The sequence below is a fragment of the Cytobacillus sp. S13-E01 genome (assembly GCF_029193815.1).
Classification (GTDB): domain Bacteria; phylum Bacillota; class Bacilli; order Bacillales; family Bacillaceae_L; genus Bacillus_BV.
The window spans coordinates 1-25697 of record NZ_JARFVC010000049.1; the positions used below are offsets into that span (position 1 = coordinate 1).

Annotated in this window: 27 protein-coding genes and 1 pseudogene; 18 read left to right on the top strand and 10 right to left on the bottom strand. The window is 36.2% G+C overall.

All coding sequences use genetic code 11. The features are described 5' to 3' along the window. Nucleotides 1-78 precede the first annotated feature (78 nt). The 4 genes from PY093_RS19780 to PY093_RS19795 all read left to right on the top strand — a co-directional run bounded on the left by PY093_RS19780 (nucleotide 79) and on the right by PY093_RS19795 (nucleotide 6028). Entirely contained in the window at nucleotides 79-1305 is a 1227-nt protein-coding gene (locus PY093_RS19780) for an ISL3 family transposase (protein WP_275645129.1), read from the top strand. 636 nt (nucleotides 1306-1941) lie between these two features. After that, nucleotides 1942-3153 carry a translocation protein TolB gene (locus PY093_RS19785; protein ID WP_275647509.1) on the top strand — a complete coding sequence of 404 codons (1212 nt, stop codon included), beginning with the start codon at nucleotides 1942-1944 and terminating at the stop codon, nucleotides 3151-3153. A gap of 465 nt (nucleotides 3154-3618) precedes the next feature. After that, complete coding sequence (gene glpK / locus PY093_RS19790; RefSeq protein ID WP_275647510.1) at nucleotides 3619-5109, top strand: glycerol kinase GlpK; 1491 nt, start codon at nucleotides 3619-3621, stop codon at nucleotides 5107-5109. 253 nt (nucleotides 5110-5362) lie between these two features. Continuing rightward, nucleotides 5363-6028, top strand: a complete 666-nt coding sequence (locus tag PY093_RS19795) for a ferric reductase-like transmembrane domain-containing protein (protein WP_275647511.1) — start codon at nucleotides 5363-5365, stop codon at nucleotides 6026-6028. A gap of 229 nt (nucleotides 6029-6257) precedes the next feature. On the opposite strand, the gene PY093_RS19800 is transcribed toward PY093_RS19795, so the two are convergent. From PY093_RS19800 to PY093_RS19810, 3 genes are all read right to left on the bottom strand, one after another. Then, entirely contained in the window at nucleotides 6258-7706 is a 1449-nt protein-coding gene (locus PY093_RS19800) for a UDP-N-acetylmuramoyl-L-alanyl-D-glutamate--2,6-diaminopimelate ligase (RefSeq protein WP_275647512.1), read from the bottom strand. A gap of 660 nt (nucleotides 7707-8366) precedes the next feature. After that, nucleotides 8367-8525: a hypothetical protein gene (locus tag PY093_RS19805; RefSeq protein WP_275647513.1), complete on the bottom strand. Its 159-nt coding sequence runs from the start codon at nucleotides 8523-8525 to the stop codon at nucleotides 8367-8369. Nucleotides 8526-8608: 83 nt separating this feature from the next. Next, on the bottom strand, nucleotides 8609-8827 hold the full coding sequence (locus PY093_RS19810) for a hypothetical protein (RefSeq protein ID WP_275647514.1): 219 nt from the start codon (nucleotides 8825-8827) through the stop codon (nucleotides 8609-8611). Between the two features lie 201 nt (nucleotides 8828-9028). On the opposite strand from PY093_RS19810, the gene PY093_RS19815 reads away from it, so the two are divergent. Further along, entirely contained in the window at nucleotides 9029-9229 is a 201-nt protein-coding gene (locus PY093_RS19815) for a hypothetical protein (protein ID WP_275647515.1), read from the top strand. Between the two features lie 350 nt (nucleotides 9230-9579). On the opposite strand, the gene PY093_RS19820 is transcribed toward PY093_RS19815, so the two are convergent. Both PY093_RS19820 and PY093_RS21495 read right to left on the bottom strand, forming a co-directional pair. After that, nucleotides 9580-10221: a thioredoxin family protein gene (locus tag PY093_RS19820; protein ID WP_345774254.1), complete on the bottom strand. Its 642-nt coding sequence runs from the start codon at nucleotides 10219-10221 to the stop codon at nucleotides 9580-9582. Nucleotides 10222-10236: 15 nt separating this feature from the next. Beyond that, the gene (locus tag PY093_RS21495) at nucleotides 10237-10350 is read right to left on the bottom strand and encodes a peroxiredoxin family protein (protein WP_481769331.1); all 114 of its coding nucleotides are present in this window, start codon (nucleotides 10348-10350) and stop codon (nucleotides 10237-10239) included. A gap of 266 nt (nucleotides 10351-10616) precedes the next feature. On the opposite strand from PY093_RS21495, the gene PY093_RS19825 reads away from it, so the two are divergent. The 6 genes from PY093_RS19825 to PY093_RS19850 all read left to right on the top strand — a co-directional run bounded on the left by PY093_RS19825 (nucleotide 10617) and on the right by PY093_RS19850 (nucleotide 16065). Further along, nucleotides 10617-10985: an ArsR/SmtB family transcription factor gene (locus tag PY093_RS19825; protein WP_275647517.1), complete on the top strand. Its 369-nt coding sequence runs from the start codon at nucleotides 10617-10619 to the stop codon at nucleotides 10983-10985. Next, a complete protein-coding gene (locus PY093_RS19830; protein WP_481769332.1) occupies nucleotides 10957-13110 on the top strand; it encodes a heavy metal translocating P-type ATPase in 2154 nt (717 codons plus the stop codon). The genes PY093_RS19825 and PY093_RS19830 overlap by 29 nt, the downstream gene beginning before the upstream one ends. A gap of 326 nt (nucleotides 13111-13436) precedes the next feature. Next, nucleotides 13437-13763, top strand: a complete 327-nt coding sequence (locus tag PY093_RS19835) for a YnfA family protein (RefSeq protein WP_275647533.1) — start codon at nucleotides 13437-13439, stop codon at nucleotides 13761-13763. Nucleotides 13764-13959: 196 nt separating this feature from the next. Next, nucleotides 13960-14097, top strand: a complete 138-nt coding sequence (locus tag PY093_RS19840; protein WP_275647519.1) for a hypothetical protein — start codon at nucleotides 13960-13962, stop codon at nucleotides 14095-14097. Between the two features lie 392 nt (nucleotides 14098-14489). Further along, complete coding sequence (locus PY093_RS19845; protein WP_275647520.1) at nucleotides 14490-14627, top strand: hypothetical protein; 138 nt, start codon at nucleotides 14490-14492, stop codon at nucleotides 14625-14627. A 16-nt stretch (nucleotides 14628-14643) separates the two neighbouring features. After that, nucleotides 14644-16065, top strand: coding sequence for a hypothetical protein (locus tag PY093_RS19850; protein WP_275647521.1), 1422 nt, complete (start codon nucleotides 14644-14646; stop codon nucleotides 16063-16065). 59 nt (nucleotides 16066-16124) lie between these two features. On the opposite strand, the gene PY093_RS19855 is transcribed toward PY093_RS19850, so the two are convergent. Continuing rightward, a complete protein-coding gene (locus PY093_RS19855) occupies nucleotides 16125-17207 on the bottom strand; it encodes a YkvI family membrane protein (protein WP_275647522.1) in 1083 nt (360 codons plus the stop codon). Nucleotides 17208-17479: 272 nt separating this feature from the next. Between PY093_RS19855 and PY093_RS19860 the strand changes: the two genes are divergently transcribed. Then, a complete protein-coding gene (locus PY093_RS19860) occupies nucleotides 17480-18046 on the top strand; it encodes an MOSC domain-containing protein (protein WP_275647523.1) in 567 nt (188 codons plus the stop codon). A 315-nt stretch (nucleotides 18047-18361) separates the two neighbouring features. On the opposite strand, the gene PY093_RS19865 is transcribed toward PY093_RS19860, so the two are convergent. Further along, nucleotides 18362-18580, bottom strand: a complete 219-nt coding sequence (locus tag PY093_RS19865; RefSeq protein ID WP_275647524.1) for a hypothetical protein — start codon at nucleotides 18578-18580, stop codon at nucleotides 18362-18364. Nucleotides 18581-18981: 401 nt separating this feature from the next. On the opposite strand from PY093_RS19865, the gene PY093_RS19870 reads away from it, so the two are divergent. After that, a complete protein-coding gene (locus PY093_RS19870) occupies nucleotides 18982-19629 on the top strand; it encodes a pentapeptide repeat-containing protein (RefSeq protein WP_275647525.1) in 648 nt (215 codons plus the stop codon). A 125-nt stretch (nucleotides 19630-19754) separates the two neighbouring features. On the opposite strand, the gene PY093_RS19875 is transcribed toward PY093_RS19870, so the two are convergent. Beyond that, entirely contained in the window at nucleotides 19755-20135 is a 381-nt protein-coding gene (locus tag PY093_RS19875) for a LysE family translocator (protein WP_275647526.1), read from the bottom strand. Between the two features lie 14 nt (nucleotides 20136-20149). Here PY093_RS19875 and PY093_RS19880 point away from each other — a divergent pair. Beyond that, nucleotides 20150-20577: pseudogene (locus PY093_RS19880) on the top strand (epimerase); the annotation flags it as partial. An 816-nt stretch (nucleotides 20578-21393) separates the two neighbouring features. Here the strand turns inward: PY093_RS19880 and PY093_RS19885 are convergent. After that, nucleotides 21394-21657: a hypothetical protein gene (locus tag PY093_RS19885; protein ID WP_275647527.1), complete on the bottom strand. Its 264-nt coding sequence runs from the start codon at nucleotides 21655-21657 to the stop codon at nucleotides 21394-21396. 275 nt (nucleotides 21658-21932) lie between these two features. On the opposite strand from PY093_RS19885, the gene PY093_RS19890 reads away from it, so the two are divergent. Next, the gene (locus PY093_RS19890) at nucleotides 21933-22274 is read left to right on the top strand and encodes a four-helix bundle copper-binding protein (protein WP_275647528.1); all 342 of its coding nucleotides are present in this window, start codon (nucleotides 21933-21935) and stop codon (nucleotides 22272-22274) included. Between the two features lie 86 nt (nucleotides 22275-22360). On the opposite strand, the gene PY093_RS19895 is transcribed toward PY093_RS19890, so the two are convergent. Next, nucleotides 22361-22465 carry a YjcZ family sporulation protein gene (locus PY093_RS19895; protein WP_275647529.1) on the bottom strand — a complete coding sequence of 35 codons (105 nt, stop codon included), beginning with the start codon at nucleotides 22463-22465 and terminating at the stop codon, nucleotides 22361-22363. Nucleotides 22466-22822: 357 nt separating this feature from the next. On the opposite strand from PY093_RS19895, the gene PY093_RS19900 reads away from it, so the two are divergent. From PY093_RS19900 to PY093_RS19910, 3 genes are all read left to right on the top strand, one after another. Continuing rightward, nucleotides 22823-24148: an MFS transporter gene (locus PY093_RS19900; protein WP_275647530.1), complete on the top strand. Its 1326-nt coding sequence runs from the start codon at nucleotides 22823-22825 to the stop codon at nucleotides 24146-24148. A gap of 15 nt (nucleotides 24149-24163) precedes the next feature. After that, a complete protein-coding gene (locus PY093_RS19905) occupies nucleotides 24164-24862 on the top strand; it encodes a hypothetical protein (RefSeq protein WP_275647531.1) in 699 nt (232 codons plus the stop codon). Nucleotides 24863-25060: 198 nt separating this feature from the next. Further along, entirely contained in the window at nucleotides 25061-25387 is a 327-nt protein-coding gene (locus PY093_RS19910; protein WP_275647532.1) for a hypothetical protein, read from the top strand. Nucleotides 25388-25697 lie beyond the last annotated feature (310 nt).

A 25697-nucleotide genomic window follows, 5' to 3' on the forward strand; every position in this document is an offset into this window, starting at 1 on the left:
GGTTCATCGCAGTTTAGTATGGAATTAATCTGTCAACAATGATACTACCAATATAATTGATAAGGCGGTAGTTTAAAAATGACAGAAAATGAGTTATTACAAATGGCACTAAATTTAGGCCCTGGATGGAAAGTAGATCATGTAGAATTCAATCCCGATGATAAAGAATTACACATATATGCTTCAACGGTAAAAGGCAGCAAATTTGAGTGTTCTACTTGTGGCAGTCCCGCCCGTATTTATGACCATGGACGTGAACGAACATGGAGACACTTAAATTTCTTTCAGTACCAAGCCTATCTTCATGCAAGACTACCACGTACAGATTGTCCAGAATGTGACGGATCTGCTAAAACAATAAAACCAAATTGGGCCCGTGAACGGTCTGGTTTCTCTGTGTACTTTGAAGCGTTCGTCATCCTTCTAATGAAAGCTATGCCCGTTAAAAAGGTGGCAAATCTTGTTGGTGAACATGATACAACTCTTTGGCCAATCCTTCATCATTATGTAAATGAAGCACGCGAAAGAGAAGACTATTCCTCTGTAAAGCAGGTAGGATTTGATGAAACATCCAGAAAAAGAGGGCACGAATATGTCTCTATCTTCATGGATCTTGAAGAGCGTAAGGTTATTTCTGTTACAGAGGGCAAAGATCAACATACATTAAAGGGATTTAAACATGATTTAATGGTTCATGGCGGCCACCCCGATAATATTAAAGAATTCAGTATTGACATGTCTCCAGCCTTTATCAAGGGGGCTGAAGAACAGTTCCCAAAAGCCTCCCTTACCTTCGATAAATTTCATGTCATGAAGATGATTAATGAGGCGGTGGATGAAACACGTCGTAAAGAGCAAAAAGATCATCCCGAGTTAAAAAATAGCCGGTATGCATGGATAAAAAATGAAGACAATTTAAACACGAAACAAAAAGAAACATTGCTTAAATTAAAGGATCAAGACCTAAAGACGGCGAAAGCCTATCAACTGAAAGTAGCATTTCAACGGTTCTGGCAAAAGGATGTCTCCGAAGCAGAAGCCTATTTGGATGAATGGCTTTCTTGGGCAAGACGATCCCAGATTCCTGATATGGTGAAGGTGGCCAAAAGTGTACACAAGCATCGTGGTGGTATCCTTCAATGGTTTAAGAGTCGTATCAATAATGGCATACTTGAGGCAACAAACGGATTAATCCAAGCAGCCAAACGACAAGCAAGAGGATACCGTTCAACTAAAAACTTAATAACAATGATCTATCTTATTGCCGGTGGGTTGAACCTAAGGGTAACAGAGTTATCAGAGTAACTCCTTCATTTAACTTACAGACCATTTAGTAGTTTCAATTGGGCTTGTCAAGTGCTTTCCTTGACAAGCCCAATTGAAACTACTACCCTTGTAAGTTGTTAAATGAAGGTGTTTTCCACTCAAAATTGCGAATAGCCAGAAATCATTTATTAGAAATGAACTACCTTTTAGCTTAGGCCCATTTTTACCTGGTTCCATGTGGATACTAAAATTTACGTATGGTAATTTAAAAAGATTTCTATTGCTCAATGCAATTGTAGATAGTTTTTTTGCTTTTATCTTAACCAAATTTCTAGAAAAAGCAACAATAGCTAGACTTGGGAGATTAAATGAGTTTCAGTTTTTTTTATATTTATTTTATAAAGTATTTTTATTATACGGCGCACAATCCCTTTTGGAAAAAAAGCAAATTTTTCTGAGAAAGACCCTGAAATAAAATACAATGATAAAGCATTAGAAGAAGCGCCTCTTTTATAATGAGGTGTTTTTTCTTAAGATATGAAAGTATAAAATTTTGTACCTATATCTCCAAGCTAATTTCCCAAGTATTTCACTGGATAAGACTCGTTACAAAACAATAAAATAAAGAAATCATATTTCTTAGTTCGGACATCCTATAATCAGGAGGGATGTTTGATGGGATTTAGGATCTTTTTTATTTTATTCATAAGCTGTTTCTCTTTTTCACAGCTTACTACGGCGGAGGTGCCACTTAAAGCTGCTTTTATACGAGATAATCAGCTTTGGATGGTAGAAGGAGAGAAAGAACAACAACTTACAACAGGTCGGCATGTATATTCTCCAAAATGGTCACAGGATGGTCGTTTCATTGCCTACTTAGATGGTGACAAAAACGGTGAAACAACCTATTTGTATGTATATGATACAAAGCAAAAAAGAAGCTACCAGCCATATGAAACAATTAAAACAAGAAATTTTCAATGGTCTCCTGTTTCAAATCAAATCGCATATAATGCTGGCGGGGTACTTAATGTTACAAAAATAGTAAATGGACGCCCGAAAGGTTTTGTGAATGTTTCACTTGGTGTCAGTGATTTTGTTTGGTTTCCAAATGGAAAGGAATTCATCGTGTCAGCACAATCCAATTTATTACCTACTGGATGGGAACCTGTTCATCTTTTTAAAGTTCCAATAAATGCTAATCTGAACGAAAAGAAAATAAAGCCATTTTATACGATCAAGACCAATACTAATGACTTATTTGCAATCAATGCAAGTTATTTTAAGTGGAGCGCAGATCATAACTGGGTGAGTTTTCTAGCAATCCCTACAGCGTCATGGTCAAACGATAGTAATACACTTTGTGTACTTTCATCAAAAGGAAACCAGTTTCAATCTGTCGGAAAGATGCTATGGTATGAGGATTGGATGAAATGGGCTCCAAGAGAAAATAAACTAGCCTACATATCTGGTGAGGGTAGATTTCTAGTACAGGATAAAAAAACAAAAGTTGCGGACATACCGATCTTAAATCAACAAAAGGAATATACACCTAAAGGATATGTTGATCTTGATCTAGATTGGCTAGCCCAGGAAGAGGTTATCGTTGCTCGTGCAAAGGAAAAAAAAGAGTGGGAAGAGGGACCAGTTCCAACCATGTATACCAGTCTATTTGTCATTAATATACTATCAGGTGAACAAAAGCAAATTACCTTCCCTAAAAGCGGTGAATTAGATAGTAATCCTCAGGTTGTAGGATCGTATATTACTTGGTATCGAAAAGGAAATCAAGGAGATATATGGATTAAAAAAGGAATAGATGGACATGACGATCTTTGGCTAAAAGATGTAGATATAACTCCTGTATTTTATACAAGTAAAAAATAAAAAGAAAGTACGGGTAATACGTATTGTTAATTGTTTATTTATTTATGATTTTCAGGCAATAGTAGCGCTATTACCTAAAGATTCGCTATTATAGTAATTTTTGTAGGTAAGGCTTTAGATGACAGAGTAGGTGATGAATAATATAGCAATAAGACGTGAACTTAACTGTTTATATATCGAATCTTCAAGTTCGCTTTAACAATTTCTGTGCATTAGTATAAAGAAACTAAAATTATTGTATTCGTTTTCAGCTTCATCTATAATAAATGCAACAAAGTTAATAATTGCATTGAGATGAGGAGAGGCACGTTTAGATCACTATTTTTTTAGTGAGGATTAAATGTGCCTTTTTGTATCTCTTTTTTCTTCAAAAAAAGAAAATTAGGAAGAAATTTGAAAACTAAAAACGTATTAGGAATTGAACCGGATAGAAAGTGATAGAAATAAATAAGGGAGAGGTTTAATATGGAAAAGTTTGTTTTATCTCTGGACCAGGGAACAACTAGTTCACGGGCGATTCTATATAATCAAAGAGGGGAAACGGTTCATTTTGCTCAAAAGGAATTTAGCCAATTTTTCCCTCAATCTGGTTGGGTCGAGCATGATGCTAATGAAATTTGGGGTTCTATTTTAGCTGTTATTGCTTCTTGTTTATCAGAAGCAGGTGTTAAAGCAGAACAGATTGCAGCGATTGGGATAACTAATCAGCGTGAAACAACAGTTGTTTGGGATAAGGAAACTGGAATGCCGATTTACCGTGCGATTGTTTGGCAATCACGTCAATCTTCGTCCATATGCGATGACTTAAAAGCCAAAGGTTTGAATGACACATTCCGTGAAAAAACCGGTTTACTTATTGACCCTTATTTTTCAGGAACCAAAGTCAAATGGATCTTAGATCATGTTGATGGAGCCAGTGCAAAAGCAGAAAGAGGTGATTTACTATTTGGTACGATTGACACTTGGTTAATCTGGAGATTGACTTGCGGGAAAACCCATATTACTGATTATTCGAATGCATCCCGAACGCTTATGTATAATATTCATGAATTAAAATGGGACGAAGAATTATTAGACGTGTTACAAATTCCCTCATCAATGCTACCTGAGGTACGTTCATCCTCTGAAATTTATGCAACAACTGATAAAAATCATTTCTTTGGTCATGAAATACCTATTGCAGGGGTGGCTGGCGATCAGCAAGCGGCACTCTTTGGGCAAGCTTGTCTTGAAAAAGGGATGGCGAAAAACACATATGGCACGGGGTGTTTTATGCTTATGAATACAGGCGAACAAGCCGTGCACTCTAAGTCCGGTTTACTTACAACCATTGCGTGGGGAATCGATGGCAAAGTTCAGTATGCGTTAGAAGGAAGTATTTTTGTGGCAGGATCTGCCATCCAGTGGCTTCGTGATGGCCTAAGAATGATTAAAGATGCAAAGGAAACGGAGAGGTACGCATTGAAACTGCCATCTTCAGAAGGTGTCTATGTTGTTCCTGCTTTTGTGGGGCTTGGCACACCTTATTGGGAAAGTGATGTCAGGGGTGCTGTCTTTGGTTTGACTCGTGGTACAACAAAAGAACATTTTATTCGCGCAACCTTAGAATCATTAGCTTATCAAACAAAGGATGTTCTTACAGCGATGGAAGCTGACTCGGGCATCTCTTTAACAACACTGCGTGTGGACGGAGGAGCCGTACAAAATAATTTCTTAATGCAATTTCAATCTGATATGTTAAGAGTGCCTGTTGAGCGGCCAGAAGTTAGTGAAACAACTGCATTTGGAGCTGCATGTCTTGCTGGATTGGCTGTTGGGTTCTGGAGTAACTTAGAAGAGATTGCTAGTCAATGGAAGATGGCTCGTAGGTTTGAACCGATTTTAGATGAGGATACTAGTAACAATCTCTATAGCGGATGGAAAAAAGCAGTACATGCAGCGATAGCCTATAAATAAAATTGATACAGACACTTATGTATGCTAGAATAGTATTATGTTAATATACTGGTTCGGAGAAACGGAGAGACCACAATACACTTTAGGAAAATTGACCCCCCTAGTGTCATTGTGGTCTCTTTTTTTCAATAGGTAAGATAGTATAAAAATAAAATGACTGAAAGTCTCAGGTCCGCGGAAATTAAGTTTGACTTTATGTGCACATTATAATATGTTTTAATCGTTGAGATTTTGGTGGAGGGAGAATGTTTGTATGAAAAACAACTTTGTACGTCATACGATTGCTGGAGTATTGGCCGCGGCTTTTTTATGGATATTTTGGACAAGCCGTCCAGATTGGTCATGGGACATGCGTCTTTGGAAAGCTTTTGGAGATGCTGCATTTATGTTATTGTTTATAACACTCGTGATGGGTCCATTGGCTCGTCTTTGGCCGTTATCGGCAAAGTTATTACCTTGGCGAAAGTATACAGGTATCTGGTTTGGGGTAATGGCCATTATTCATGGCTTTCTAGTTTGGAATGGATGGGCGCGTTGGGATATTTCTCGCTTTTTCGGGTATGAATACATGCCTGAACTTGGTCGTATGGTTCGGTTAGAGCCTGGGTTTGGACTGGCAAATTTAATAGGTGTCGTTGCACTCCTTGTGACCATTGTCTTAATGGCAACTTCAACAGAGTGGGCACTCAAATACTTAGGAAGGTCTTGGAAATGGTTACATTATAGTGCAAACACAATCTTTTATTTAAGTGCCATACATACAGCTTATTTCCTATATATCCACTATACATTATCATTTCATAAAAATGTCCCACCCCCAGATTGGTTTAGAATACCATTCCTGCTGCTCGTTGCGATTGTATTCCTCTTGCAAATAGTAGCGTTCATAAAGACGGTGAAGAAGCAAGGTAATAAATAGATGTTGTTGATAATGTAGGGACATAGGGCAGTTTTTTTGTCCAAGCCTATTGTTTTTCTTGAATTAGAAGAAAAGAGAAACTTAGACCGTGTCTAAGCTTCTCTTTTTTTAAAAGATAGGAAAGTATAAAATTTTGTACCTTTTTTAACAAAACACTTTAATCATTGTACTAGTCATCAATATTTGAAGGTTAAGACAATCGGGACAATGAACCTGACCCTATGTCCGGTTAACTATGACTCGCTTGTTTTGCAAATAAGAATTTGATCGTTTTCTCATCTGTTTCTGTTGGTAACGCAAAATGCTCCATATAGGTTTCAGGACCTTTTCCGGTCACAACAATATAATCTTCATCGCTCGCGTTTTCCCAAGCATATTCAATTGCTTTAGTACGGTCTACAATGATACGTGTTTTTCCCTTCCCCCAACGGTTAGAGAGTTCATACAATTCGGATACCATATTTTCTTTTTCAACTCCGTTTAGATCATCAATTGTGAGAATAACTTCATCACTATAAAATACAGAGGTTTGTAACATAAACTTTCTCTTGGAAAGGTCCTTTTTCCCTCTAAAACCAAAAATGTGAATAAGCTTTTTATCGTGATTGGTACGAACTGTTTTTAAAAAATTTTCCAGCCCATCAGGCGTATGTGCATAATCGACAATGAATGTAACCCCTGAAGAATGCTTATAGACCTCAAACCTTCCAGGGACACCGGTAAATGTCTCGAACGAGTTTTTAATCGATTGGAAGTTTATTCCAATTCGTAATGCTACTAAAATAGCCGCCAGTGCATTTTGGACATTATAAATTCCAGGCATATTTAGTTTTAAATCCAATCTTTCCCCTTGCCAGCTTACATTTATGATAGAATTTCCATCATAGGAGTGGAGTTGCAGCGTATCATTAGGGGATTTCCCAAATGTAAAGACAGGAATGCCATCAGATCTAAGCTTCTCAATCAGTTTTGTTCCCCAAGGCGAACTTGAGTTCACAATTGCTTCACCTTGTGGCTTTAATCTATAAAATAACTCCGATTTTATCTTGAAATATTGATCGAGGTCATGATGATAATCTAAATGTTCATGGGAGAGATTTGTAAAAATCCCAAAATCAAAATGAATCCCCTCTACACGTTTTTGGTCGAGTCCATGCGAGGATACTTCCATTACAGCAAATTCGTCACTACTTAAGCTTAAGATCCTTTGCAATTCTAATGCATCAGGTGTTGTAGCAGTTGCGATCAATTCCATTCCATTAATATAATTTGTAACTGTACTAATAAGAGAACAGGATTTTTGGGAGGATTGTAATAGGTGACGAACCATATAAGCGGTCGTGGTCTTGCCATTTGTCCCTGTAATTCCAATCATGTTATGTACAGAAGAGGGATGATTATAATAAATAGCAGCTATTTGGCCTAATGCCTCTCTTGAATCTTTGACCTGAAAATAAGGTACAGAGAGTGACTTAATGTCTTTTTCCCCAATAACCGCAACAGCCCCATTTAATATGGAATCTTTAATATAATTATGCCCATCCTCGTTGTATCCTTTAATTGCAATAAACACATCTCCTTTTCGAACTAAGGTTGACTTAAATTGAATACTGTTAATATCAATTTCAGGTATTTTTCTATGGGTGAAAAGATGAGATATAAGTTTACTAAGCTTCATTTAAAATAATTTCCTTCCCGTGTCAATATCATTATTTAACGTGAACATCTATTGATAATTTAAGAAACAATTGGCTATTTTTGGTAAAATTTAACGTTAACTAAAATCCTATACGTAGTATTGATATTTTATCAGTATATTATTAAAAAACTGTTACCAAACTGTTACAAGATAAAAACATTGCTACAATTGGGGGGATTTAAGAATAGGTTTCTTAAAAAAGAGAGTCAGCAAACGAAGACAAGAAACCAGAATACATATTATACCTTACTAATTATACCTTTTCCAGGGTCTATATCAAATACAACGGTACGCTAAGATATAAAGAGCTATTAGTCATAATTATTCCCACAATATTTTGGACATATAAGGGTTAGAGTTTGTGGATTCTACTTTATTACCAAACCCATTTATGTTCGAATACGAATCGTATAAGCAAATACGTAAGATCCTATATGTATCAAGCGGGTCAGATTTGCCTATCAAAGGGATTAATCAGGGTTTATTTGAAGTATCGAAGATGGCAAGTGGTAATATTAAATTAATAATGATAAAAAAGTGGAACTGTTTATTTTTAAAATGAAACTAGTGAAACAATAAGGGTGATAGATCGAAAAATCTAACAGAAATTGGAAAATAAGAAATAACGCCAAAAAGGCGCTATTTCTTATTTTCATTATCAACACCAATGTTACCTACTGCTTTTGCAATGGCATTTGACACTTGATCAACACTTTCCATCGTGCCACCATGTAATTGTTTATCAATTCCTCTATTATTTCGTTTGTTTGGATCAACTGGGTTGAAAAATCGGACCAAAATATCACCTCCTAATTTTAGGGATACTTATTATTGATATCAAATAACCTCGCAAAATCTCTCAATAATCATCTAATTTTATTTTATTCTTCTGATAAAGGTGATTGAGTTTGGAGTTGCGATTGTACTTGACTAATCAATGTTTGTATTTGTGCAACTTCATTTGACGCTTGCTTTAATGCCTCTGAAGCTAGTGTGGTGTTAGCAGCAGATTGTTCAATTGCTGAAGTTATCATATCTTTTGCAATGGAAGAAGCTGCCTCTGCTTGTTTCAATTTATTAGTGTCGATTTGACTAGCCATGTTTTTTTCCTCCTATTTGTGGTTTGTACAAAATATAGAATGCTTCCAAAAAAAAGTTTTATTCTAATTTAGTCATGAGAAATATTTTTTACCATAATCCTGCTTAAATGCAAAATTATAAATAGTAGGTTATATTAAATAGCAGGGACTGGTACGGTAAGGTTGTTTGCACCACGCCAGTAGAATAGAGGAGGTGCTAATATGGTAATACAATCTAATATGTCGCCAAAAGCGATAGTTGATGTCTGGGGAATTACAGCTCCCATTTTTGAAAAATATAAAGTCCCACTTACTACAAAAGCAATGGAAACTTTTATTGAGGCTGACGTTCTCGTGAACCTTCAAATGGAGTTAAATCATATCGTTGACAGTTCAACCGCAACTTGTATAGAAGGTGGCTGACAATTACCATCTAAAATGGAGTAGGTTACTCCTTATAAGATTACAAGTAAACAGTGCTCTAATGAAAAAGGATAATAAAATTTAAAGCTTTACGACAATTAATAATGATATCAATAATTCTAAAAGGACCGATAATTCTTCCAATAATAACAAAAAGACGTGTGCCGATTCACACACGTCTTTTTATGGTCTCATTAACTAGTGTTTACCAACAGTGTTTGCCGGTTAGTGTATCCACCCTTGTTATTAAATATTTAGGGCATTAATTTGGCTGATTGTTCACTTCTAAAATTGAATGTTATAGTCCTGCATTCTTAAGGAAGATTGGGTTAAGAAATGTGCATTTATTATTAGCTTTCATTTGTTGTTCCCGGGATAATGCAACCTTCCGGACCACATTCCATACCGTCTTTAAGTAATGCTTCATTTTCTCTTTCTTTAGCTAATTGTTTTTGTTGCCATTCAATATCGATCTTCGGAGAAAACTTTTCAGGATTACGGATGTACCATCTTTGTTTTCTTATTAGAAAATTATCAGTATCAAGAAGAAGCGCTTGATCTAGCTCTTTTAGTGCCTCATCAGTTTTACCATTTTTGGCATATTCCATTCCAAGCTTAAACTTCGTTTCAGATAGTTGTTTTTCAATCGATGTCGTCTTGTTCGAAGGACTATAATATTCATCATCTAATACAACTTGATCTACTGTTCCATGTATTAGCTTTTCAACCGCATCAATATGCTCCTTATTTGTAACGCTGAACCCCTGTTTAATTAAGCGGATCGTCCCACTTTTATCTACAAAAATTCCATTTGGAACAATCTTAAAGCCAAAATAATTGGCTAATTGATTTTCTGAATCTATCACAGTTGTGAATGATTTATCTTCTGCATACGGTTTCGCTACTTCTGCACCTTGAATATCAACCGAAACTGATAGTATTTCAAAATCTTGGTCCCTATATTTTTCATAAAAATCCTGCCAACCTGGCAGTTGTTCACGACATCTTCACCAAGATGCCCACATGAACAGTAGCGTATTTTTACCTTTAAAGTCACTGATGGATACTGCCTTTCCATTTAAGTCTGGCAGCGTTACATCTTTTATCTTAGTTAATAACATTAAAATCCCTCCTTTACTATTAGTTTACTAGAGAGTAGCTCAACAACTCAATTAAATTGTTTGTGTTGTGTTCGGATACCTCGCAAAAGAAAATCCACATTTTCCACAGCAGGAAAGGAAACCATTAAAAGGTCTAATTAAAAATGATAACGAAATATGGTTCAAAATTAAATTTTAAGGTCAACACTCAAACAATCGTTTGACTATTTGGAATAAAGTACATATACTAATATTCAAATAGATGTTTGAATAAGGGGTGATATCAAATGACGCATAACGATGTTTGTGAAATTACTTGTTTTGATGAAGAAAAAGTTAATCGAGTTAAGGAGTCTATCTCTAGACGAAATACTCTGACTGTCTCTAAGATGTTTAAAGCCTTAGCAGACGATACAAGAGTTAAAATTGCATTTGCATTACATGAAGAAGATGAGTTGTGTGTATGTGATGTAGCTAATATAGTTGGGTGTACAACATCATCTGCTTCTCATCATTTACGATTACTTCGAAATTTAGGGTTAGCAAAATATCGAAAAGAAGGCAAATTAGTATTCTATTCATTAGATGATGAACATGTAAAACAACTAATACAATTGGCCTTTACTCATGAGAAAGAGGGGAAAATACTTGGATAAAGCGTTAGAGCAAACAACAGAAAAAAACATTTATCGAATACAAGGACTAACCTGAGCAGGCTGTGCAACTACGTTTGAAAAGAACGTAAAACACCTGGATGGTGTTTCAGATGCAATTGTTAATTTTGGTGCTGCGAAGGTGACTGTTAATGGTAAGGTAACGATAGAAGAACTTGAAAAAGCTGGAGCTTTTGAAAATTTAAAAATAATTCATGAAAAGCACCGTTTTGAAGAGGAGAAAGAACCTTTTTTGAAAAAGCATTCTACGGTAATCGCCGCATTTATTTTCTTATTAATGGGTTGGTTATCTGGACAATTATATGGTGACGAGAATATCGCCTCGGTAGTAGCTTATGCGGCTTCCATTCTAATCGGTGGCTTTCGGTTATTTAACACAGGATTAAAGAATATATTCCGTTTTGAATTTGATATGAAAACATTGATGACAATCGCTGTCATAGGTGCCGCTATTATTGGTGAATGGGGAGAAGCAGCAGCAGTCGTTATCTTATTTGCAATAAGTGAAGCTCTTGAGACTTACTCAATAGATAAAGCTCGGCAGTCGATTCGTTCTTTAATGGATATTGCCCCAAAAGAAGCTTTAATCCGAAGAGGAAATCAAGAAATGATGGTTGCGGTCGATGACATTAAAATCGGAGACATCATGATCATTAAGCCTGGACAAAAGATTGCGATGGATGGAATAGTTGTTAAAGGAAATTCAGCTATAAATCAAGCGGCGATTACTGGAGAGTCGGTACCTGTTTCAAAAACAACCAATGATGAAGTGTTTGCTGGAACTTTAAATGCAGAAGGTCTCCTTGAAGTTAAGGTTACCAAACATGTGGATGATACGACAATTGCAAAGATTATTCATTTAGTTGAGGAAGCCCAGGCCGAGCGTGCTCCTTCTCAAGCTTTTGTGGATCGATTTGCGAAGTATTATACACCTGTCATCATCTTGGTTGCACTAGGTGTTGCAGTAATCCCTCCTTTATTTGGTGGAGATTGGAATACATGGATATATCAAGGGTTAGCTGTATTAGTAGTAGGGTGTCCTTGTGCATTAGTTATTTCAACTCCTGTATCAATTGTTACAGCAATTGGTAACGCTGCTAGGAATGGTGTCCTTATTAAAGGTGGAATCCATTTAGAAGAGATGGGAGCAATAAAAGCTATTGCCTTTGACAAGACAGGAACCTTAACAAAAGGAATCCCGGTAGTAACTGATTTTGTACCACAACTAGAAACAGATTCAGATGAAATGCTTACAATTATTGCAGCTTTAGAAAATCGATCTCAACATCCATTGGCTGCAGCTATCATGAAAAAAGCAAAGCAGAAAAATTTGGCTTATCAAACCGTTGCAATAGAAGACTTTTCTTCCATTACAGGTAAAGGAATAAAAGGAAAAATTAAAGATGAAACGTATTATGTTGGAAGCCCGAACCTATTTGCTGAAATTCTATCAGACGGAATTCCGACGAAATTAAAGAAAAGTATATCGGAATTACAAAACCAAGGAAAAACGGTGATGGTAGCTGGAACATCAACAGAGATAGTAGCATTGCTAGCTGTTGCTGATGAGGTAAGAGAAAACAGTCGCGAAGTGATTCAAAGACTTCATTCGTTAGGTATAGAAAAAACAATTATGCTTACAGGAGATAATATAGGGACTGCAAACGCGATTGGAAAGCAAGTAGGAGTTTCTGATATAAAAGCAGAGCTTCTACCACAAGATAAACTAACATTTATTAAAGACCTAAGAAAAGACCATGACCGTGTTTCAATGGTTGGGGATGGGGTAAACGATGCACCAGCCCTTGCCGCATCCACTGTTGGCGTTGCAATGGGCGGTGCGGGTACAGATACAGCATTAGAAACAGCTGATATTGCTTTGATGGCGGATGACTTAGGAAAACTACCATTTACGGTAAAGTTAAGTAGAAAGGCATTGGCGATTATTAAGCAAAACATCACTTTTTCATTAGGAATTAAACTTGTAGCATTGCTATTAGTGATACCTGGATGGCTTACCCTTTGGATAGCCATATTTGCAGATATGGGAGCAACATTACTTGTAACGTTAAATAGTTTACGGCTTCTTAGAGTAAAGGATAAATAACAAATGGCTGCCCAGCAATGGGAAGCCTCTTTCTAAGGGCATAAAAAAATGAATAATGTTTGAAATCTAATAATTTATACACTAAATTGTAGGTAGGTACAGATATAGGTGTAGATTTTTATAAACTCTAGTCGAAAGCAAAAGTATAATGAAAGATGATAAAACCATAATGATGAATGCATAGGTAGAGCTGCAACAACAGTACCGATGACGTATATCAAAAGAAGATAAAACCATAATGACGAAAGGGCTGGATCGAAAAAAAATAGGGATCAAGAGTGAGATCAGAATTTGAAAAAATAGTCTTTATAAAGGTAGTGGTTTTCATTTTATATGTAATTGTTTTGTTTATACTTGCAGGATTAGCAGAAATAGGCGGAGGCTACCTTATTTGGTTATGGTTAAGAGAGGGTAAGCCAGTTTACTGGGGTATATTTGGAGGGATAGCTTTAGCTTTGTATGGTGTTATTGCTACATTTCAAACTTTTCCAACATTCGGGAGAGTGTATGCAGCCTATGGTGGAGTGTTTATCGTCCTTTCAGTCTTATGGGGGTGGGGAATTGATAAGAAAACACCCGATTTCTATGATTGGATAGGTGCGAGTATCTGTCTAATTGGTGTTTCGGTAATGTTGTTTGCACCACGCCCCTAAGTGAATTTAAGGGATTAGTACAACAATGTCATCCTCCAAAATTCCGGTTTAGATATGCCGAGGGAAAAGCTGTTTAATATTATAAAGATAAACACAGTAATGTAGCTATTAAATTTTTAATAAAAGTATGACACCTATTTGAATGACGAGCATAGTATAGTTCTTGTGTGAGTCTAGTTGAAAGGATGAGCAGGAAATGAACGGAAATCAAATAAACACAATATTAAATAACAAAAACAACAATGGATATGGCTATAAAGTTGTTGAAATTAACGTAAAAGATACAACAGAAAGTCTGTATGCAGTCGTAACACCGGTTAAAATGAAAGATTGATGAAATTTACGGACTTTTGAGAATGAATTATCTATTATAACAAAAACCATTCCTTTGTATGATTACATAGACGGAATGGTTTTTTTCTAGAGAAGGTAAAAAAGTATAAAAGTTTTTACCTAGTTTTTATATCTAGCTCCGGGGTGCCCTGTGCTTTTCTCATTGTTTAGGAAATTATAAAATTGTAAGGTTGTGTATAACTTAGAGTTTTTATGCTTGTCGCCGATAAGCGGGCGCCTTGCGCTTTTGTTCTTTTTTTGTTTTAGAAACAGCATAATAGATCAACAATCTGGGGATCAGTTACTAAAGTACCTTGGAATCATGGAGTCAGAGATCAAAAACAAAATATAACTCCCAAAAAATAGGAAAACGGTAATAAATAGACCAATCTGATGCCCGAAAACGCGGAAAAAATTAAAAACGGTAACCAAAACAGCAATCTGATGCCCGAAAACGCGAAAAAAATAAAAAACGGTAACCAAAACACCAATCTGATGCCCGAAATCGTGCAAAAAAATAAAAAACGGTAACCAAAAGGGCAATCTGATGCCCGAAAACGCGGAAAAAATAAAAAACGGTAACCAAAACACCAATCTGATGCCCGAAAACGCGGAAAAAATTGAAAACGGTAACCAAAAGGGCAATCTGATGCCCGAAATCGCGAAAAAAATAAAAAACGGTAACCAAAAGGGCGATCTGATGCCCGAAAACGCGAAAAAAATAAAAAACGGTAACCAAAACAGCAATCTGATGCCCGAAAACGCGGAAAAAATAAAAAACGGTAATCAAAACAGCAATCTGATGCCCGAAAACGCAGAAAAAATAAAAAACGGTAATCAAAACAGCAATCTGATGCCCGAAAACGCGAAAAAAATTAAAAACGGTAACCAAAACACCAATCTGATGCCCGAAAACGCGGAAAAAATTAAAAACGGTAACCAAAACACCAATCTGATGCCCGAAATCGTGCAAAAAATAAAAAACGGGAACCAAAACACCAATCTGATGCCCGAAAACGCGGAAAAAATTAAAAACGGTAACCAAAACACCAATCTAATGCCCGAAATCGTGCAAAAAATAAAAAACGGTAACCAAAACACCAATCTGATGCCCGAAAACGCGGAAAAAATTAAAAACGGTAACCAAAACACCAATCTAATGCCCGAAATCGTGCAAAAAATAAAAAACGGGAACCAAAACAGCAATCTGATGCCCGAAATCGCGAAAAAAATAAAAAACGGTAACCAAAAGGGCAATCTGATGCCCGAAAACGCGGAAAAAATAAAAAACGGTAACCAAAACACCAATCTGATGCCCGAAAACGCGAAAAAAATAAAAAACGGTAATCAAAACAGCAATCTGATGCCCGAAAACGCGGAAAAAATAAAAAACGGGAATCAAAACAGCAATCTGATGCCCGAAAACGCGGAAAAAATTAAAAACGGTAACCAAAACAGCAATCTGATGCCCGAAAACGCGGAAAAAATAAAAAACGGTAATCAAAACAGCAATCTGATGCCCGAAAACGCGGAAAAAATTAATAACGGTAACCAAAACACCAATCTAATGCCCGAAATCGCGAAAAAAATAAAAAACGGTAACCAAAAGGGCAATCTGATGCCCGAAAACGCGGAAAAAATAAAAAACGGTAATCAAAACAGCAATCTGATGCCCGAAAACGCGAAAAAAATAAAAAACGGTAACCAAAAGGGCAATCTGATGCCCGAAAACGCGGAAAAAATTAAAAACGGTAACCAAAACAGCAATCTGATGCCCGAAAACGCGAAAAAAATAAAAAACGGTAACCAAAACAGCAATCTGATGCCCGAAAACGCGGAAAAAATTGAAAACGGTAACCAAAACACCAATCTGATGCCCGAAAACGCGGAAAAAATTAAAAACGGTAACCAAAACACCAATCTAATGCCCGAAATCGTGCAAAAAATAAAAAACGGGAACCAAAGGTAGAAGGTTTTTGGCTTATATGCCCTTTTCTGAACATTAACTTTGCCTTAAATTGGTGGCATTTATTTACTTCGTTCATTTAACTCACTCCGTTTAAATATCCAAACATAAAGTAACCCCGCAAAGAATAGCAAGCCACCATACCCTACAGCAGGATATAAATATTTCACCATGGCTGAAAAACCTATCTGACTTACTAAAAAAGCAGCTATAGTTGAGCCCACTATTACCCAAATATGAAAACGGTCAGGTATGAAGTTCATTCTTGAAACAAAGCCATATAAATTTCCGACAGCGGTTGTATAGACCTCTGCAAATAGCACAACTGCAAAAATAATCTGTATATAGGTGGCAATTGTAGAAGCAATCATGATCATTGGAACTTCAACATTAACAACAATATCTAAATTTGTTAATATGCTAAGGAAAATAGCAACTACCCCTACACCAAGCCCTAGTCCCCCTAAAAGCGCACCCCAGAAAAGCGTTTTTCGCGATTTTGCTTTTGCCCCCATTGGAGCAAGTACGGCCACCGCAATTACGAGGTTATAGGAAGTATAGTTAAGTGCTGATATGACCCAATTTGGGGCAGCACCTTCCAATGTATTTGCAATCTGTAAATCAGCAGATGTAATAGGATTAATAGATAAGCTGTAAATTGCAATAAAAAAAACGGATACTAATAAGACAGGTACAACATAACTAATCGCATTAATTACACCTTTAATACCAGTTATAACGGTAAGGAGAGAGATAATTGCCATTAACAATGTTCCCCATAATGGTGATATGTTAAATTGCTCGTCAAAGATTGCTCCAGCTCCAGCAATCATTGCTGCCAATGCACCAAATAGGAAAATTGTGATGATTATATCAATAATAGTCCCTAGAAACTTACCATTTGAAAACCGTACAACTTCAACATAAGAGTTCACCTTTAGAGCTTGTCCTATGATTAAAATGGTATATCCAAAGAAGAAGAATAGGAAAGTAGAAATAATAATTCCCAAGATCCCATTCATACCATATGCACTAAAGAATTGTAAAACCTCTTGTCCAGAAGCAAACCCAGCTCCAACAACTGTACCAATATAAGTAGCTGCTACTTTAAAAACATTTATTTCAGTTGCAGTAGTCTTATTCACAACATTACACACCACCATTTTTTTATTCGTTTAACTATTATCATTAACAGAGTAAGTGATACTTATGAAAAATAGTGATCTAATCCCCCGATGATTTCATAATCTATCAACAATCTGCGGGAAAACCAAGGGACTGGCTGCATAGAAACGAGTGGGTTAAAAGGTGGCATGGAAATATGAAAGATTGTGACAATTTTGTGAAAGTGTTTTAGAATGATAATTAATAGTATCTAATGATTTTTAAGGCATTACAAAAAAAGGGAAGTGTTTATATGAAAACAGTGATTATAAAAGTAGAAGCTATTTTAAAAGCATCAAACACAGAAACGTTTGTCACAAACCGTGTTTCACACGTTAATGTTGAATTTGGAGGAATCCCTGGGGATCGCCATTTTGGGATAACTGATAAAGCTGGTGTAAGGCAGCCTATGTATGAAAGAGGGACAGAGATATTTAATCGAAGACAGATAAGTATTGTATCAGTTGAAGACTGCGGGTTGATTGCGAAGGAACTGGGTGTAAGTGAAATAAAGCCTGAATGGTTGGGGGCAAATATTCTTGTTAGTGGAATTTCTCATTTTACTACCTTAACGATGGGATCTCGTTTCTTATTTCCAGACGGAACAGGACTGATTAATAATGGAGAGAACCTTCCATGTAAGTTTCCTGGTCAAGAGATACAAAAGGCATATAGTGACATGCCTGACCTTGCCAAAAAGTTTATCATTGCGGGGAAAAAACGAAGAGGAATTGTGTGCTCTGTTGAAAGACCTGGAAAAATATCAGTTAACGATGAAATTAAACTTCTAATTAATGATTATGAAAAGCCGATGCAATAATACATAGTTGATAGCTACGGGGAAAGATGCTCCTACAATTTTGTATGTTACCCATCCAATTTCCTCGCTTGTATGATCGCACATGTCATCACTTCCTAACCTATATATAGACTACGTATGTTCATCGAAATAATAAGAGGGTAATGTTTCACTAATGAAGGTGAAAAACAACGCACATTATAGACAAACATGATCTAACATGTGCGTTCCTTTTTAATATGACCTAAATTTAATTGCAATCGTCTTTTTAAAACATAAATGGTAGTTTTCTTTGAATGCTACTATTACGCTTAGAGAAAGAAAAGCCAATTTCACTTACCTTTTTTTCTTTTTTGAATTATCTACAATAAGTTTATTTTTATTAACGTTTTCTAAGATAACTTGTACATGAATTTTTCTCTCATCAATACTACTAACACTTGAAACTTTTCCTTTACGACCTTTAATGGTTAAATCTTCACCGACGGTTGGGACATGTTTAAGCAGCTGAGTTAATAAAAGATTTTTGTTATCGAAAAAATAAACAACAAACATTTTGGTCTCACCTTTTTCATATGGTATGGGTTACAAAAAATGCTCATCTTGTATCCTTCATATAAAATATAGGATAATCGTTAGATTTAGACCAAAATCCTAATAAAACCTAAAAAAAACTTTAGGTCCGGTGAAGAAGGGATATTACTCGCCTCCAGCGCCAGAAAGGGTACCAACTAGGTCAGCCACCAGCGGCTGCGATAATATGTTTCTTTTGAGCAATAAACGCTACCATAGGTGAGACGATTTTCTTACTAGCCGAGCAACTATCGGATATACTTAAGTTAGTAGGTAGAGAACAATGTATGGAGTAGCTATATAGGGTATCTTTTAAAAAAATTCAAGTCGATAAAATAGAAAATATATTATTAAACAAAGAGTAAAAGGATAAAGGTGAAAATATGTCTAGAAAATTTAAAATTGATCAGCCAAAAATACCAGCGAATTTAGCTTCTGCAAACTTTCAAGATATCTATTATAAGGACGAGCCCTATCTTAACGATTGTCTTATTGCTAATTGTTCCATCACTAGGGAAACGATGGACAAAATTGAACTTTCGCGGGTTGTATTCAGGAATGTCACATTTAGTGATGTGGCTTTTACTAATATTGAGCTAATCGATGTTGTTTTTGAAGATTGCAACCTATCAAACGCGGATTTTATGGGGGGTATTATGCAAAGGGTTCATTTTAAAGATTCTAAAATACTAGGTATCAATCTAGCAGAAGGCAGTTTGGGAAATGTCTTGTTTGAGAATTGTAACTTGAATTTAAGTACATTTGGTTATGCTAGTTTAAAGCAAGTAAAGTTTGATCATTGTTCACTGCGAAGTGCGGATTACTACGAGTGTAAGTTTACTAACGTAAAATTCCAGCAATGTGATATAAATGAAGTCAATTTCACCAGAACACCCCTTAAAGGTGTGGATATCAGTAGTTCGACATTTCAAGAACTTATTGTTTCCCTAGAAGATTTAAAGGGATGTGAAGTGTCCCCTGAACAAGCAATCGGGTTTGCTCAAATGCTGGGAATTAAAATTATAGAGTAATATTGATATACTTAAAGATGCGTTATCAGGTTTAAAACGACAACGGACTGTCCTATTCTTATTGTGGCAGTCCGTTGGCAGTTTAGTATGATTATCGATTTATTTATTAATGATATTTTTAATTTCTATTGTTTTTCAAACGCCAATTTTAGACCGAAACCTATTAGGATAATCCCTGTCACTTTATCCATGGCTCGTTGAACCTTAAGCGACATCAACCAATCACGTAAATAGTTAATGAAAAAGACATAGACAAAAAACCATGTGATTGAAAGAATCGTGTAAATAACGCCCATAGATACAAGTTGAATGGTTGTGTCCGTTCCTGCTATTACAAATTGCGGTAAAAATGTAAGGAAAAACATGGCAACCTTTGGATTAAGCACATTTGAGAATAATCCCTGTTTGAAGGCTGATTTTTTGTTATCAAATTCCCTCTCATTTGTTAGACTGTCATCTTTTATCTCTTTACGTGCAAAAATAGAAGATGCACCGAGGTAAATCAAGTATATGGCACCAACATATTTCTTGGCATGATAAATCAGTAATCATCGAGGCATTAGAAGGTGCTGAACTTCTGATCAATTTTGCGGGGAAATCAGTGAATTGTCGTTATAATGAAGCGTATAAGCAGGAAATCATTAATTCAAGAACAGAAACTACTACAATACTTGGAGAATCTATACTGGCATGCAACAACCCTCCTAAAGGTTGGTTGAATTCTAGTACAGCAACAATCTATCGTCATGCAGAAGATCGCCCGATGACAGAAGAAAACGGGGAGATCGGTTCGGGTTCTCAGTTGATGTAGCAAAAACCTGGGAGCAAACCTTTTTTTCGTTCAACTTGCCAAAAACAAGGCAAATCGCCTTACGGATAGCGATTGTTTTAGGAAAGAACGGGGGTGTAATGACTCCTTACCGAAATTTAGTTAAGTTTGGGCTTGGAGTAAAGAGCGAACCCTCAAGGACCAAGAGATTAGGGAATCAGCATGGTTTAATAAATAAGCGGAGAAATTTCTCTTAATTACGAAATAGCACTTAAAATAGCTTAAATAGACGGAAGAATTCCGACTATTTACACAAAAAACGTCAAAATAGATCATTTTGCATTGCTTAAGCGGAAAACCTCCGCTTATATACCCCGAACCAAGCCTTATTACGCAGTTTAACCGGAAAATCTCCTCTTATTTTAACGATCATGGTTACTAAATTTAGGAGATGACTTCTGATGTATATGGAAATGTGTAAGAATTGTCATCCCAATTGACATTTAATTTTGAGTGTCCAAAAAGCATTGTCCTTTAAATTTATTTTGTCATTAGTGGTTTTATTTTACTATAAGAGGTATTATCAATCCCTATATAAAAGGAAAATGGCATACGTCGATTCGTATGCCATTTCTAATGTCAATTTACCGTTATGTACCTCAAAACGGAACGGTTTATTGTTAAAACCACTGCGTTTTCTATGCGTTTTGAGTTGGCAAAAATTGTGTAAATTGGCTGGTTATTTAACTTGTTGAATTGAGTTTTCTACTTAATAACCGAACTACTTAGTTTTCAGGCATGCTCTTTTTTAAAAGAAAGTATAAAAGGTTTTAGTGTCTAGCTCCGGGCGCCATCGGCTCGAGGGCATAAGACGGTTCCATTAAGAAAGAAAAACCACCTTCTTAATGGAACCGTCTTATGATTGTCGCCGAAAGGCGGGCGCCCTGCGCTTTTCTTATTTTAACCGTTGTAAAATTGCTTAGTAAGAAACTGACCTACCAAAAGAAAAGTGGAAGTAAAGCTAATGCGGCGATAGAACCAAGTGCTAGCCCAAAGCCCCATCCACCATATCCGCCATATCCACCATAACCATAACCAAAACCGCCTAAGTTTCTTTGGTTTCCAAGTGGTTTTAAATATACTCTGTTGTTGCTTACATGTTGAATGATACCTCTGTGGGTTCTTCCATCATGGGTTCTAACTTCAACAGCTCTACCTCTGTATCTTTGACAAAGTTCATGAAAATGACTAACTGACATTCTTTCACCTCCATATCCTAATGAACCATATGACATTATATGAATCGACATAGAGTATTGAAATGGACAAATACACTAGGTTAATGGCGGAATTTAAGGAAGTGCAAACATTTTGCTAAAGTAAACTGAAGTAACTATCTATGAAAAAGCATGCAATGTCTTATTCTAATAACAGGTAGAAAAAGTAATGAGGATAAACAACTGACAATTAATGAATAAAATTAGACAATTGTAGAAAAGATAACTCAGATAAAATTATATTGGAGGTTAAACAAATGGGTATATTGTCAACATCCCCAACAAACATGGATTTTTGTATTGAAGCTTGTGTAAGATGTGCAAGAGCTTGCGAAGAATGTTCAACAGCTTGCTTTCAAGAACCAGATGTACAAACTAGAATAGAATGCATTCAAATCCTTAATGATTGTGCAGAAATCTGTTTACAGTCAGTAGCTTACATGGCTCGAAACAGTACATTTTCAGCACAGCACTGTCAGCTTTGTGCTGTTATTTGTGAGGCTTGTGCAGCCCATTGTGAAAAATTTAAAGATGACCATTGTCAAGAATGTGCTAAAATCTGCCGTGAGTGTGCAGAAGCATGTAGAAAAATGGCTTAAATAACATCGGCTTCTATGTACATTCAAGAAGGGGACTAGCTTATTTAGTCCCCTTTTTAAAAGATAATAAAGGATAACCTTAATTGTTAATATCCATATCCAACATATGCTGCTCCTATAATGATAAGTAGGATAAATAAAACCACAAGTAAGGCAAATCCTCCACCAGCACCTGCAACTGCACCACTCATTTAAACACCTCCATTTACCTTAGTAATACATGATATGTCGTATTCTCTTTGTTGTATGGGTAAATGTCCTAATTCTTTTGATTTTTGATAAAACAAGGGTTGAACAGAAGAACAATCAATTATTGCAAGAGGATACTCATCCAGACTAGTGCTACTTTAAAGTTTCACTTTGATATTGTTGCTTATTGTAAATACGTCATGATTTAAATAAAAATCATCTAGAAGGGCAAGTTAGAAAGGAACTAAACAAGGAGGGTCTTCCCATGTTAAAAACTATAGATGTAGGACTAATGGCAAAACACTTGCCAACGGATAAAGGCATTGTAAGTCATGCAACAGAACAACAGGTGAAATGAGATGGGAATAAAAGAGATCTTGAAGCTTGAACGTCCTCTGTTGATTCTACTTATTGGGGTTTTGTTATCCCATTTAGGTACATATATGGTCATGCCCATGTTACCGATTATTTTGAAAGTGGACGCTGGTTTGACCCTGGTGCAAATTGGCACTATTCTAGCTAGTATCGCGATTGCTTTTCAATTTGGGAGTATCCTTGGTGGAGTATTGGCAGACAGGATAGGGCGAAGATTTATTATTGGACTAGGAGCTTTAATAAGTGCTGTTGGTTCAATAGGATTTGGCTTTTTTTCAAGTTATGTGCTGTTCTTATCTATGGCAGTCACAATGGGATTGGGAACAGGATTAAATGCTCCCTCGACAAAGGCCGCAATTGCAGCACTTGCTTCTAGTGAAACACAAACTACAGCATTTTCAATGAGAGGAGTAGCAGCTAATATAGGAACAGGAATAGCGGGGTTAATTATTTTTTTTCTAATAGCAGGTTCCAGTAAAATGATCTTTTATATTGCTGGTGTAATTTATTTGGTACTAGCTGTAAAAAGCTGGGTTTTACTACCTAAAAATTGTGGCAGTGCTTCGTGTCCTATTATTCCCTCAGGTGCTTATAGGGAAGCGCTTAAAAATAAACCATTTTTAGTATTTAGTTTAGTAAGTATTTTCATTTGGGCATTATATGCACAACTATCCCTAGCCCTACCCCTTATAGCAACGGTTATTCTTCCAGAACCTAAAAACGTTGCATTAATTTGGACAATAAATAGTTTAATTGTGATTTCGTCACAGGGAATGATTACTAAAAAAGTCATTGATCGCATTCAACCATTGTCAGCACTTGGTGTGGGAGTATTATTTATAACGGTTGGAATTACATCATTGTATTTTTCAAGTGCGTTTTTCCATCTAGTTATTAGCGGTGCTATTTTTGTCATCGGTGAAATGCTCATTTTACCGACAATTGATAGTACCATTTCTCAATTATCAAAAGCAGAAATGATCGGTCTATTCTTTGCTTTAGCGAATGTGGTTTCTGGATTAGGTGAAGCTGGTGGAAAATCAATCGGTGGAAGACTGCTTGGTGTAGGAGAAGAAGCAAGTCCTCTTCCATGGATTGTCTTTGGGGTAACAGGCGTTTCCTTATTTTTGATTGTTATGTACCTTAAAAGTTGGGAACCGATTAGAAAATCCTTAGAGAATGCAGCAAAGAAAGATAATAAGCCAAAACATGCTCCACGGGTATCAATCGAACCGGCCCAGTTCAGATCTCATCCATTTAACAGTTGGGAACCGGAAGTTTTTTTCCGTAAAAAAACAAGGACCGAATAAAAAGGAGAGATAATAATGGACCAACACCATGAGCATTCCAATGAACACGATCACCATTTAACAAATGTTGTAAAAAGTGAAGTGAATGTGTCTATATCGTACGAGAATGAAAAGTTAAGTATACAAGTTGCAGATAATAACGGAAACGCACCTTCATTAGGTTTAACACATGAAAAAGAAATGCATTTAATTGTCGTAAGTAATGATTTAATTGAATTTTATCATCTACATCCAAAAAAAGTAAATAACGGTGATTACGAGATGAATATCTCATTATCTAACTCTTCATATACGGCATTTGTAGATATAAACCCTAAAGGAAAGGAGTATCATATTAAGCCAATCCGAATTAAAGTGACCTCCGATTCGCAAATTCTCCCGCTAGGTTCTGCTAATTTAAAAAAAGATCAATTTTATAAAAAAGAAATGGATGGGAATGTTGTTGAATTAATAACTAATCCCTTAAAAGTTGGGGAGGAAATTACCCTCTCTTTTAATATTGTAAATGCAATTCCAGAACCATATTTAGGTGCACTTGGTCATGTTGTCGTCATAGATCAAGATGTGGAGCAATTTATTCATGTTCACCCAGTATCTGAACATGAGACAGTGTTTAAAACCCAGTTTGACAAATCAGGATTATACAAATTGTGGGCGGAATTCAAATTTAGGGATAATGTTTTCCCTTTCCCATTCATTATTGAAGTTAAATAAAAACAAGAGGGGCAGGAATATTGTCCTGCTAGTTTGAAAACCATTTCCTTTAAGAAGGAAAAACCACCTTCTTAAAGGGATCGTCATATGCTTGACTTGTACAGGGTGTGCTGATGTCGATGTTCGATACAGGATGCGGCGGGTATTAATCGACGCGCCGATAGCCGGGCACCCTACGCATTTCAAACCAGCAATCTGATGCCCGAAACTTCGCAAAAAATAGAAAACGGTAACCAAAAGAGCAATCTGATGCCCGAAACTTCGAAAAAAATAAAAAACGGTAACCAAACCAGCAATCTGATGCCCGAAACTCCGCAGAAAATAAAAAACGGTAACCAAACCAGCAATCTGATGCCCGAAACTCCGCAAAAAATAGAAAACGGTAACCAAAAGAGCAATCTGATGCCCGAAACTTCGAAAAAAATAGAAAACGGTAACCAAAAGAGCAATCTGATGCCCGAAACTCCGCAGAAAATAAAAAACGGTAACAAAACCAGCAATCTAATGCATAATTTTGATGTCTAGCTCAAGGCCCCATTTAAGTGCAACTACGCCACTGTCTACACTTTTGGATTGCAACATAGCAAGTTTTCTCTAGGAAAATATCTCTTAAAAATTGTTTTATGGTATTCTTTTCGATAGGATCACTTCTTATTAGGACTTGAACAGGAGTAAGTGCCTTCCATCTAATTATAATTGGATTGGTGTGAGGGGAAATCAGGAAATAACTTGGATATTTAAGGTTCATCGCAGTTTAGTATGGAATTAATCTGTCAACAATGATACTACCAATATAATTGATAAGGCGGTAGTTTAAAAATGACAGAAAATGAGT

Coding starts and splice junctions, on each gene's coding strand:
- PY093_RS19825 (WP_275647517.1), top strand. CDS start 10,617: ATGACGCATAACGATGTTTGTGAAATTACTTGTTTTGATGAAGAAAAA.
- PY093_RS19905 (WP_275647531.1), top strand. CDS start 24,164: ATGGACCAACACCATGAGCATTCCAATGAACACGATCACCATTTAACA.
- glpK (WP_275647510.1), top strand. CDS start 3,619: ATGGAAAAGTTTGTTTTATCTCTGGACCAGGGAACAACTAGTTCACGG.
- PY093_RS19885 (WP_275647527.1), bottom strand. CDS start 21,657: ATGTCAGTTAGTCATTTTCATGAACTTTGTCAAAGATACAGAGGTAGA.
- PY093_RS19900 (WP_275647530.1), top strand. CDS start 22,823: ATGGGAATAAAAGAGATCTTGAAGCTTGAACGTCCTCTGTTGATTCTA.
- PY093_RS19810 (WP_275647514.1), bottom strand. CDS start 8,827: ATGGCTAGTCAAATCGACACTAATAAATTGAAACAAGCAGAGGCAGCT.
- PY093_RS19890 (WP_275647528.1), top strand. CDS start 21,933: ATGGGTATATTGTCAACATCCCCAACAAACATGGATTTTTGTATTGAA.
- PY093_RS19845 (WP_275647520.1), top strand. CDS start 14,490: ATGCCCGAAAACGCGGAAAAAATTAAAAACGGTAACCAAAACAGCAAT.
- PY093_RS21495 (WP_481769331.1), bottom strand. CDS start 10,350: ATGTTATTAACTAAGATAAAAGATGTAACGCTGCCAGACTTAAATGGA.
- PY093_RS19785 (WP_275647509.1), top strand. CDS start 1,942: ATGGGATTTAGGATCTTTTTTATTTTATTCATAAGCTGTTTCTCTTTT.
- PY093_RS19780 (WP_275645129.1), top strand. CDS start 79: ATGACAGAAAATGAGTTATTACAAATGGCACTAAATTTAGGCCCTGGA.
- PY093_RS19840 (WP_275647519.1), top strand. CDS start 13,960: ATGAACGGAAATCAAATAAACACAATATTAAATAACAAAAACAACAAT.
- PY093_RS19860 (WP_275647523.1), top strand. CDS start 17,480: ATGAAAACAGTGATTATAAAAGTAGAAGCTATTTTAAAAGCATCAAAC.
- PY093_RS19895 (WP_275647529.1), bottom strand. CDS start 22,465: ATGAGTGGTGCAGTTGCAGGTGCTGGTGGAGGATTTGCCTTACTTGTG.
- PY093_RS19870 (WP_275647525.1), top strand. CDS start 18,982: ATGTCTAGAAAATTTAAAATTGATCAGCCAAAAATACCAGCGAATTTA.
- PY093_RS19865 (WP_275647524.1), bottom strand. CDS start 18,580: ATGTTTGTTGTTTATTTTTTCGATAACAAAAATCTTTTATTAACTCAG.
- PY093_RS19795 (WP_275647511.1), top strand. CDS start 5,363: ATGAAAAACAACTTTGTACGTCATACGATTGCTGGAGTATTGGCCGCG.
- PY093_RS19850 (WP_275647521.1), top strand. CDS start 14,644: ATGCCCGAAAACGCGGAAAAAATAAAAAACGGTAACCAAAACACCAAT.
- PY093_RS19800 (WP_275647512.1), bottom strand. CDS start 7,706: ATGAAGCTTAGTAAACTTATATCTCATCTTTTCACCCATAGAAAAATA.
- PY093_RS19910 (WP_275647532.1), top strand. CDS start 25,061: ATGCCCGAAACTTCGCAAAAAATAGAAAACGGTAACCAAAAGAGCAAT.
- PY093_RS19815 (WP_275647515.1), top strand. CDS start 9,029: ATGGTAATACAATCTAATATGTCGCCAAAAGCGATAGTTGATGTCTGG.